This window comes from Psychrobacter okhotskensis (assembly GCF_013248965.1).
GTDB classification, from domain to species: domain Bacteria; phylum Pseudomonadota; class Gammaproteobacteria; order Pseudomonadales; family Moraxellaceae; genus Psychrobacter; species Psychrobacter okhotskensis.
In genome coordinates this window covers 24,611-35,699 of sequence record NZ_JABRVQ010000030.1, presented here as the reverse complement: position 1 = coordinate 35,699, position 11,089 = coordinate 24,611, and the positions used below count along the sequence as shown (strand labels likewise).

The following is an 11,089-nucleotide window of genomic DNA, read 5'->3' as shown; positions in this document are numbered from 1 at the left end:
ATACTGCGTTGCAAGTCTAGCTAAGGTGTTAACATTATCGTCGACTTGCGCCTTGTATGAAACCATTTTAGCAATCAGCAGTGCCTATTTGTGAATGTTCAACACGCCCTATATAATAAGTGCTAATAGAGGATAAGAAAGCTGCATTAATTGACCATTTATAAGTACGGTTTAGATTTATCATAGATGGTTTGTTGTCCGATGTGGTTTGCTTATTCTATCTCCCGATTCCTTTTTCTCTTTTATGTTTAGGTTACCTAACTTGTCCACCACTTTTATGTTTATACCTCGTTTGTGTCGTCCACGCGCTTGTCGTAAAGACGCTTCTGCTGAACCTCCCCCGACGATGCGCCATAACCCTCGCTTAGGCTTGGGCATAAAATCGTTGTCTCTGCTAACTGTATTGACCACTTTTATGTTGCCAAAAGCGGTATGGGCGGCTGAAGGCTTAGCAGAACCGACTGCTGCCAGTGTACTGCTGCTTATCTTGTTTGTGCTGATCGCTATTGGCATCTCGTTTATCTGCTCTCTGGCTGAGTCTGTTTTGCTGAGCATGACGCCTTCATACATTGCAGATATTCAAGAAAACAATCCCAAAAAAGGGCAAATGCTTAAGACCCTGAAAGTTGACAATATTGATCAGTCGCTGGCTGCTATTTTGACACTAAATACCGCCGCTCATACGCTCGGCTCTATTGGTGCTGGTGCACAGGCCACGATTGTCTTCGGCAGTACGTGGTTTGGTGTCTTTTCGGCCATTATGACTTTGGCTATTTTGATATTCTCTGAAATTATTCCAAAAACTTTGGGAACGATGTATTGGCGCCGTTTGAGTGGCTTAGTTGCTTACTTTGTGCGCACGATAATTGTTGCGCTATACCCAGTCATTTGGTTCTCGGAGCGTCTGACTAAGCTATTGGTACGTGGTAAAGAGACCCATGTGTTTAGCCGTCGTGAGTTTGCCGCGCTTGCTAGTATTGGTGAAGAGTCTGGACAAATTGACCCACTAGAGTCTCGAATTATCCGCAATTTGCTCGCATTTGGTGCTATCAAAGTCGAAGACATCATGACGCCGCGCTCGGTGATGCTGGCGTTCGAAGAAAACAAGACCGTGGCTGAATTGTTGGTTGATCGTCCTAAACTAACCTTTTCACGACTACCGATTTATGATGGTGACTTGGACAATATTACTGGTTTTGTCTTAAAAACAGATATGTTGTTGGCGAAAGTCAATCACGCTATGCATAAGCCATTGACTCAATTTAAACGTGATATCACCTTTGTATTTTCAAAAATGAAATTGTTTGACTTGCTAGAGCTTATGCTAAAGAATCGTATCCATATTGCCATTACCGTGGGCGAATATGGTGAAGTAAAAGGGCTAGTCACCTTAGAAGACGTGTTCGAAACGTTATTGGGTCTAGAAATTGTTGATGAAATAGACCGCGTTGAAGATATGCAGGCGCTAGCACGGCAAATGATGGATAGACGCGTAGAGCGTTTGGGCATGAAGCTGAGCGATGATGAGCAGTATGAAGACAGCAACACAGAGAGTAAGCTCTAGCGTTATCATTAATGTCCCATACATTGGGCTCTAAGTCATGACAGTGCAGTTGACGTATGGTCAGTGCTTTAAGGTAGTAAGTGCTGTAGGGTAATAAAGGTATAAGACGTTCAGAGCAAAATGATATTCGCAAGAATTACACAGGGTGTCACATGACTGTGAGAATTGAGTGATAGTCTAAAGCCACTATTCGAGTATGCTGTTAACAGTCTTAAACAAACAGCAAAGCGCAATTAAATAGTAAGTAAATGCCAAACGTCAATTAATGACAACAACGAAAAAAGTATCGCTAAGGATTATCATGAAACGACTATGGGGAAAAGGGTTATTGGCTCTATTGCTAAAAAGTGCCGGTGTAGCAGCAGTTGTTGCTGTAGCAAGTACGGTCAGCATCACTGCGCAAGCGGCAACCATGACCGAAGATTTGGTGCAAAGCTATGCAGCTGCCATGAAGTCATCAGCGAATAATAAAAGCATCAATCAAGTCGCGCGTCTGGTCTCTGATGATGCGTTGATTTCATTATCAAGAAAAGGCAAATCTACCAGCTTAGACAAAGACGCTTATTTAAAGCTATTACAAAATAGCTGGAATGATACATCCAATTATCGCTACGATATTTCGGTCGATAATGTTGTTATCACTGGCAATCAAGCTAAGGCAAATGTTACCACCAATGAGAGCTGGGTAAAAGACGGTCGTAATGTGTCATTCGTTACCACCTCGCGCGTCACTCTGACCCTATCTACTGGTAATGCAATTCTGCTACGTGCTGTATCACAAGTCGCTATTAACTAAGCATTTAGTACTTGTAATCAATGCTTATAGTCAGTAGTGATGGCTTATCGTTTATATTCAGCGCTGAGCTATAAAAAAGATAATAATCATCCGAAGTTTTAGTAGCTGTACGTCTAAACGTTCGATTTTTACATACGTTTATCATGTCGTCGTGGCTTTTAGAGTAATAGCTGATTATTATCTTTTATATTAGGCTAGTCTTTGTTTAACATTGCATACTATACTAGCCCTCAATATTACCTTATCAATTCTTGTCGTTAGGAAACTTCCAATATCATGTCTACTGTGCTATCAAACTCTCGCTCATTTATTGCCTTACCCTTGACGCTCGCGGTATCGACTTTACTTATCAGTGCTTGTAGTAATACGTCAACGGTAAAAAATAAGGGCATGACCAACAGCTCAGCTGTGGTTACCAAACGTCCTACCACTCAAGCTGCTAAGCCAAGCACGAACGCTGATTATTCAACGGCGTTTTTAGATGCCGAGAGCTTAGACGAGCTGGCCGATTTGTTAGAAGCGACCGACATGACGATGGTTGAAGGTAATAAACTTGCCATTCAACAATACGGGGACTTGTGGAATCGCCTACGTGCAGGCTATCGCATGAATGGTGGTCAGCCTGTTTATAACCAACGTATCGAAGGGCAAAAAGGTTGGTTTACTAGCAGACAGGATTATCTAAACCGTTTAACGGCACGTGCCAGTCGCTATCTATACCATACCGTACGAGAAGCTGAGCGTCGTAATATCCCTACTGAGCTTGCATTATTGCCGGTGATTGAGAGCTCCTATGATCCAAGTGGTACCAGTAGTGCCGCGGCCGCTGGCCTATGGCAGTTCATTCCGAGTACGGGCCGTATTTATGGTCTCAATCAAAGCAGTAGTTACGACGGTCGCCGTGATGTCATCGAATCGACCCGCGCTGCATATGACTTTTTGACAGCCCTACATAATCAGTTCGGTAGTTGGGAGCTGGCCTTGGCCGCTTATAACGCGGGTCCTGGTCGCGTGCAAAAAGCAATCGATGCCAATGCGGCTCGCGGTTTACCAACTGATTATTGGTCACTCAGATTACCGACTGAGACCATGAACTATGTACCACGCTTTTTGGCAGTGGCTGAAATTGTGGCAAAACCTGAGCAATATGGTGTCTACTTGCCTGCTATTGCCAACCGTCAGCATTTCCGTAGTGTGCCAGTGAACTATGGCGTTAGCTTAGCTGAAGTATCGCAAGTAACAGGCGTCAGTTACGACGAATTAGAAAGGCTGAATACTGCGCTGACGTCAGCCCGTGTTGATTCCTCAGGCCCGCAGCGTATCATTATTCCGAATGATGTAAGCCTTAATACTGATGCAAAATTAAGCTCATTACGAGGGAACGGTAGTAGTAATGTCATTGCTACGAGTAATACTAACCCGAATGCACCAACGACGCCAAGCTACAATAGCAAGCCGTACACCACCGGCACGTCATTGCCGTCTACAGGTAGTGCACTTGCAGATTATGCAGCGAGCGCCAGTGTGCCTCAGCAAACGACCAGTTATATCTCACCATCAGCCACGCCGACGAGCAGCTCTGTCTATAGTAACAATGCCGCTGTGCGTACTGAGCCACCACTGACCACGGCAGAAACCAACAAAATCAATGCGGAGCTCAAAAGTAGCAACAGTCTACCGACCACCTCTGCGCAGATTACCCAAAATAATACCATTGTCCAAGAGCCACCGCTAAGTAAAGAAGAGCGTGACTTTATTGCCAATCAAATTCGTAACAGTACGGCTGAAACCAACGTCATCAATGCGGATGGTAATATTAATTTATCTGCAGTACAGACGCAGCAGTCTATTCTAGAAGCGCGCGGCGAAGAGAAAAAACTGAGCTTCCCAAAAACCTCAGTCAGTAAGCCCAAGCCACAAGGCGCGCGCACCACTTATACCGTAAAACGCGGCGATACCTTATCAAACATCGCCACTCGTGCTGGTGTAAGCTGGCGTGACATCGCTGAATGGAACCAAATAGATGCTAGCGCTAAGCTACTATCTGGCAGCACATTATATTTATATGATGCTAAAACCATTGAGCCGATAAGTAGCAGTAGCACAAGCGCTGCTAGCCAGCCTGAGAGCTATGTGGTACAAAGCGGCGACACGCTCATTGGTACGGCCAATCGTTTCGGTTTATCAGTGACCCAACTCGCAAGTTATAACAACCTCAGCAGTCGCGCTGACTTGCTGAGAGGCCAAAAGCTGTGGTTGATTCCCGGTAAGGTCACGGCGCCAGCAACGACACCTGCTGCACCATCGACTAAACCAAGCAAGTCGTCGACAGCGACTAAGAACTACAAAGTCAAAGCAGGCGATGGTCTTATTGCCTTAGCACGTCAATTTAATATCTCAACCGAAACCTTAGCCAGTCTTAACAACATCGGTACTACTAACTCTTTATACGTGGGTCAGACGTTAAAAGTACCGGCTAGCGTAGATTTTAATTCTACTAATAGCAGCACTAGTACTAGTAGTTCGACTAGTAGCGCAAGCTCTTCAGTACCAACGACCAACTATAAAGTAAAATCAGGTGATACCTTAATCGGCATTGCCAATAGTGTGGGCGTCAGTGCGGCAGAGTTGGCTGCGGTGAATAGCAACTTCGATGCTAAGGCGCGTCTACAACGCGGTCAAACGATCAAAGTTCCAGCTTCTAAGGAATTGGTTGATCGTCAGTTAAATGACAAGGCGGTCAGTTATAAAGTAAAATCAGGAGATACCTTAACGGGTGTCGCTCAACGTTACAATATTGGTTTGGGCGATTTGGCAGCAGCCAACAACTTAAAAACCAACTCTAACTTGATATTGGGTCGTACGATTACCATTCCTGCTAACGGTAGTGCTCCTGCCAAAGCTACTTCTAGTACTAGTAATCAAAGTACTAGCAACAGCGCTGCTAGTACCACGACCAGTACAGCCAGTAGTGGCAAAAAACTGGGCAATACTGAGAGTTATAAAGTCAAATCAGGCGATGGCTTAATCGCGCTGGCTCGTCAGTTTGGTATTGCAGTCGAAGATTTGGCAGCGACCAATGATCTCGCGACCAATGCTCAGCTACAGCGTGGCCAAACCATCAAAGTCCCTAAAGCAACGGTAAGCTATACGGTTGGTTCAGGGGATAGTTTGATTGGTCTCGCCCGTAAGTATGGGGTGTCGACTCAAGAGCTTGCGGATATGAACAATATAAAAGCTGATACCATGCTACAGCGTGGTCAGCGTCTAACCGTACCAAATCGCTAATATAGTCGCATTTAGTACAGGTTAAAAATCAAAAAAGCTGCTCTTATAAAAGAGCAGCTTTTTTATTGGAAAAGTTTTATACGTATTTTATTCAAAAGCTTTTATTACGAAGCTTTTACTATGAGTCTTCTACTATCAGGCTTTAAAACAGAAGAATCATTAAACCAAAAAGAAGGGTCATTAAACGGTTTGCGTCTTGATAGTTTCAAGATAGCTCCTAATGTTACTGACATAATGCATCGCTTGTCCATAACGGCTATTAGACGCTCTATTTTCAGCAAGGTAGGCATAAACGTTCGCCCAGCTTTTGTCATCTATGCCCTGAGCTCTCAATTTACGCTGAATGCTTTTTACTGCGTTCGGCCCCATATTATAGCCCGCCAGTGCAAACCAAATACGATCGGTTTTGGGTACATCGGCAAAGTCTGATTTCATTTGCTCTAGATAACGCGCACCACCACCGATACTCTCATAAGGGTCGACACGATTAGACACGCCCATCGCCTTTGCAGTGTTATTGGTCAGCATCATAATGCCGCGTACCCCAGTCGGCGATACCGCATTGGCATCAAGATGTGATTCTTGATAGCCCATCGCCACCAGCAATTCCCAATCATGATTGTAGTTGCGCGCTTGCTCTTCAAAAGACGACTGATAATCAGGCAGCTTTTCTGTCAGCGTTTTTTGGAAATGGTCTTGGCTATACGCATCTTTTAACAAGTTCTGATTATAAAAAGCGGCCAGCTTTTGGGTGTTTTGAAGCTTGATACTGTCGCATAGGAAGTAACTGGCTTTTTGTGATAGCGGATCATTGGCTGAATTAAATGTCCAACTGACTTTTGGATGTAGACCGTTTTTGGTCAAACTGGCATCATAGCCGCAGCTAACATTGACAGAAGACAAATTCAGCTGGCTTTTGAGTTGGGTGCTGGCAGTCGTCAACGCCATATCAGCATTACCTGATTTTACCGCTTTGAGTGCGGCTTCTTCAGTCGCATAGGCTTTTAGATCGACGTCCACACCCAGCTCATCGGCATAGGTACGTACCAAATCATAACCAAAGCCGTGCTGAAAACCGTCCGTCGCAAAATAAGTACTATCTCCAGGGACAGCAGCGATGGTCAAGGTGTTCTCCAACATGACATGGTCATAGGCTGGCACCTGCGCACCCATGGTGGTAAAGCTCTCAGCAGGCAAAGAGAGCAGGGCGATACTAGAGACTTGTGCCAGTTTCTTGGTTCTGGCAAAACGACTTGAGGTAACAGGGTTAACGAATGTAACGAGGTTACTTTTAGTGTTCAGTAGGCGTTTGGACGGACGCAGTAAATATGAGATACGGCGTTTGGCCCCTTGCGCAGATACTTTTACACGATAAGTAATACGCTGCATGGATGTCTCCTAATTTTAGCCATCCTTCTTACCGCAAAAACACATACAAACATATGACCATAATATTGACATATATCGATATTGCCTCTTAAATAAAGTCGCATCTCTTAATGGGACAAATGCCACTCTATTTGTTTGACTATAGCGCCACTAGCGTACTCTCTCTAAGAGTTAGTGGGGTAGTTTGTCGTCAGCCAGCTATCGGTGCGTTATCAAAGCGTTCTAAAATACTATTTTTAAATTGATTTTGGAAACTGGACGCACAACGACGCGAAGGATATAAATCAGATGATTCCTTCATCGATAACTAAATATGGCTAGTGGCCAAACAACTATATGTCAAACACAGGTAAGGTCATGATTAAGTCATTGAGACAAAGACATCGCATAAAATCTTGATGTAATAATTTGCTAATTAAGCAAATACATTCATCTGTTTTTACGATGCTAACTTTTATGGCTGGCTATACCTTGAATCATTAGTAATAGGATAGCTGGCTGTTAAAGTTTCTTGTCCAGCAATAAGGGTAAGTAAAATAACCAAGCTTGATAATTTTTATCGCTTTTTATCAAACAGGTGATTTAATACCATCATCGCGACACTAAAAATAAAAAAATACTATGTTGCTAACATATATAGTGCAAGCATAGTATTTCAATGGATAGCGGTTTAAAGCCTTACCACTTATGTAGCATGATAAAGTCTTAAACAACTACCAGCATTATTTTAGTGCCATAACCGGAAGCTGTAATAAATGGGAAGTTTCATGACAAAACGTTCTTTCTTCAAGTACCAATATGCGGTTATATCGTAGATTATTCAAGTTAAGTTAAGAAAAGAGCGATAAAACTTAACAATTAGGCTATAGACGGTAAGAAACCCACTCGTTATCGCTACATTCGCTAAAGTTTTATTAACATACGTAACAGACTGAATATCGTTTATTCGAATGAGTGCACTGTTTTGCTCATCTTTATAATGACTAATCGTAATGACTAAGACTAAGACTAAGACTAAGACTAAGACTAAGACTAAGACTAAGTGTAATGACTGATTGTAAAAGCTAGGCTGGATTATCAATATCAATAAATGTTACTGGTAGTCCAAATTGCTGAGCAATGATATCGCCTAATGCTTGAATGCCACCACGTTCAGTTGCGTGATGACCACAAGCAAAATAATCAATGCCCAGCTCACGCGCGATATGCGTGGTACGCTCGGATATTTCACCAGAAATAAAAGCATCACAACCCATCAAGGCCGCTTGCTCAATCATGTCTTGCGCGCCGCCTGTGCAAATGCCCACACGCTCGATAAGCCTATCGTTCGGTCGCTCATCATCAGTATTGGTAGCGGTTTTATAGTTGGCCGAAATATGTAAGGGTATACGCCCTAATGCCTTGGTAGTTTGAGCAATAAGACTTTGAGCATTCTGTGGCTCACAAATCGCAATATTACCAACAGGGTGCGACTCATGAGGATAAAGAGGTCCAGTAATTGTCATATCTAACAAGTCGGCAAGTTTTGCGTTGTTGCCAATAACTGGATGGGCATCTAGGGGTAAGTGATAGCCAAGCATCGATATGCCGTGCTGCATTAATTTACGGATACGTCGACCTTTCATACCCGTAATGGGCGCGGGTTCCCCTTTCCAAAAATAACCATGATGCACCACTATAGCGTCGGCATTATCAGCAATAGCGGCATCAATCAACGCTTCACAGGCGGTCACCCCCGTGACCACTCGCTGAATAGGACGTCCGCCATCTACTTGTAGACCGTTTGGCGCATAGTCTTGAAAGGCGCTAGCAGACAGATACTCGTCGCAAAAAGTGGCTAAGCTTTGCGCGGTAACAATTGTATTGGTTGGGACAGTTAAGCTATCATTGGCTGTCATCATTTTTCCTTGTCGTGGCGTTGTATCGTTATGGCGTTTCATCTTTATCATGTTTCATCTTATAGCGCCAATTTATCAATTTGATTGATTGATTTCGTTGGTCAATGTGGTGCTTGATTAATCATGACTAAAAGCAGATGCCTTTTTATAGTCATCATTTTAACATGCTGGTGTCAAAGAGTAGACAAGGCTAATAACTCAAATGGTACACGATACGTTACCAATTAAAGGCATGGGCGGGTATAATTTGCATACGTGAGTTTGCCTGATTATTAGGTTTTAATCAGTGCTTGTAATCCATACTTGTAATCCGTTAAGCACAGCCAGCCACTCAATAGTATCTACTTAGCACAAAGTGTCTCATCTTATTGGTCATTGCCTGTTTGTATCAAATTTATAGAGGTTTTATCTATGTCGCCAGCCCCGAACACCAACAACAAGACGTCTCTATTAAAATGGTTACCGTGGATTTTATTACTGTTAGTGCTTGCAGCGTTTATCTGGTTATTCACCAGTATGAAGACGCCGTCAGAAGCCACTTGGGAGCCACCAAGAACCTCGGCTGCTGAGCAGGCAGCGTCGGAACCTGTAGCCGATACGCCAACGCCTATTTCCTCTTATCATAATGCCGTTAGCCGTGCGTCGCAGTCAGTGGTCAACATCTATACGACACAGACAATGGCGGAGCATCCTTATATGGATGATCCTGTGTTGCGCCGCTTCTTTGAGTTCCATGGTGGACCGCCACAAGATCAAGGCCCAACCAACTTGGGCTCGGGTGTGATTGTGTCAGAAGACGGCTTTATCGTCACCAATGCGCACGTAATCGAAAAGGCAGATGAGATTACCGTTGCCTTTAATGATGGTCGTAAGAGTCGCGCTAAGCTTATCGGTACCGACCCAGACAGTGATTTGGCAGTGATTCGGGTCGACATGACTGGATTGACACCTTTAGGCTTCCGTGAAGAACCTATCAAAGTGGGAGACATTGCATTAGCGATTGGTAATCCGTTCGGTGTCGGTCAAACAGTGACGCAAGGGATTATTTCAGCAACGGGTCGTACTGGACTTGGGGTCAATAAGTTTGAAGACTTTATCCAAACCGATGCCGCTATCAATCCCGGTAACTCGGGCGGCGCACTGGTTGATGCGCGCGGTGAATTGGTTGGTATTAATACGGCTATTTACTCACGCTCTGGTGGCTCGATGGGCATTGGTTTTGCTATCCCGACCGCCCTAGTTGAGCAAGTGATGAATGCTCTGATCAAAGATGGTAAGGTCAGTCGCGGCTGGCTAGGTATTGAGATACAGTCGCAGCTTCGGGATCCGACGCAGCTTGAAACCTCGACGGGTGTAGAAGTGCTAAATGTTATCGATAAAGGTCCAGCTGCCAAGAGTGGTCTGCGCGTTGGCGATATTATCCTGACGATCGATGGCGTTGAGATGACCGATGCCAACACGCTGATTCAGTATGTCGCTCGCAAACCACCCAATACTGAGCTAAATGCCCAGATATTACGCCGTGGTAAAAACGCGCAAGTGAAGATACTGTTAGAGGAGCGTCCTGTGCAAGAGCCAGTCGAGCGCCCTGTTATTATCGAAGATGAGACCATGAATGGTCTTGGTCAACCCAACATGCAAGACGGTGGACAAGAGACGCCCATGATGTCAGAAGCCGAGCGTGACCGTATGCGTGAAGAGCTGCTAAAACTGTTTGACCAAGATGGCGTGGCTCAGTAGTTTCTTGGGTCAGAATAATTGGCGCAAGGGCTCAAAAAGATTATTAGCATAAAAAAAGCGCGTTATCTTATGTAGATAGCGCGCTTTTTATTGATCTTAACGTTTTATAAATGAGAGGTTATTTCTCGATTGGTTCGTGGTTGATATAAATCACCCCTTGCACACGGCAGCAGCAGGGTAGGATCTCATCGTCCTCAATCATCGCAAGCGGAGCAAACGGGTAATCGACCGTATGCGAGCTGGCAATGCGCTTGACTCGGCAGCTACCACAGTAGCCTTCCTTGCACTGATAATTGACCTCATGTCCGGTGCGCAGCAGTCCATCGAGTAGACTCTCATTATCATGCAAATAGAATTGTTTTTTACTGGTCATTACCCAAGTCATGATAAATCCTATGTAAAAAGCGTAAAGCT

Annotated in this window: 7 protein-coding genes; 4 read left to right on the top strand and 3 right to left on the bottom strand. The window is 44.3% G+C overall.

Annotation, left to right across the window (positions count from 1 at the left end; genetic code table 11):
- Nucleotides 1-277: 277 nt before the first annotated feature.
- From HQR03_RS12680 to HQR03_RS12670, 3 genes are all read left to right on the top strand, one after another.
- A complete protein-coding gene (locus HQR03_RS12680) occupies nt 278-1,564 on the top strand; it encodes a CNNM domain-containing protein (RefSeq protein WP_244952035.1) in 1,287 nt (428 codons plus the stop codon).
- A gap of 301 nt (nt 1,565-1,865) precedes the next feature.
- Nucleotides 1,866-2,360 carry a hypothetical protein gene (locus HQR03_RS12675; RefSeq protein WP_173240383.1) on the top strand — a complete coding sequence of 165 codons (495 nt, stop codon included), beginning with the start codon at nt 1,866-1,868 and terminating at the stop codon, nt 2,358-2,360.
- Between the two features lie 276 nt (nt 2,361-2,636).
- Nucleotides 2,637-5,648 carry a LysM peptidoglycan-binding domain-containing protein gene (locus HQR03_RS12670; protein WP_025653273.1) on the top strand — a complete coding sequence of 1,004 codons (3,012 nt, stop codon included), beginning with the start codon at nt 2,637-2,639 and terminating at the stop codon, nt 5,646-5,648.
- Nucleotides 5,649-5,828: 180 nt separating this feature from the next.
- On the opposite strand, the gene HQR03_RS12665 is transcribed toward HQR03_RS12670, so the two are convergent.
- Both HQR03_RS12665 and HQR03_RS12660 read right to left on the bottom strand, forming a co-directional pair.
- The gene (locus tag HQR03_RS12665) at nt 5,829-7,037 is read right to left on the bottom strand and encodes a transglycosylase SLT domain-containing protein (RefSeq protein WP_025653274.1); all 1,209 of its coding nucleotides are present in this window, start codon (nt 7,035-7,037) and stop codon (nt 5,829-5,831) included.
- Between the two features lie 1,064 nt (nt 7,038-8,101).
- Entirely contained in the window at nt 8,102-8,935 is an 834-nt protein-coding gene (locus HQR03_RS12660) for a Nif3-like dinuclear metal center hexameric protein (protein WP_173240385.1), read from the bottom strand.
- Between the two features lie 411 nt (nt 8,936-9,346).
- Between HQR03_RS12660 and HQR03_RS12655 the strand changes: the two genes are divergently transcribed.
- On the top strand, nt 9,347-10,675 hold the full coding sequence (locus tag HQR03_RS12655) for a S1C family serine protease (RefSeq protein WP_025653276.1): 1,329 nt from the start codon (nt 9,347-9,349) through the stop codon (nt 10,673-10,675).
- A 118-nt stretch (nt 10,676-10,793) separates the two neighbouring features.
- Here the strand turns inward: HQR03_RS12655 and yfaE are convergent, their stop codons facing one another.
- Complete coding sequence (yfaE, locus tag HQR03_RS12650; protein WP_025653277.1) at nt 10,794-11,060, bottom strand: class I ribonucleotide reductase maintenance protein YfaE; 267 nt, start codon at nt 11,058-11,060, stop codon at nt 10,794-10,796.
- Nucleotides 11,061-11,089 lie beyond the last annotated feature (29 nt).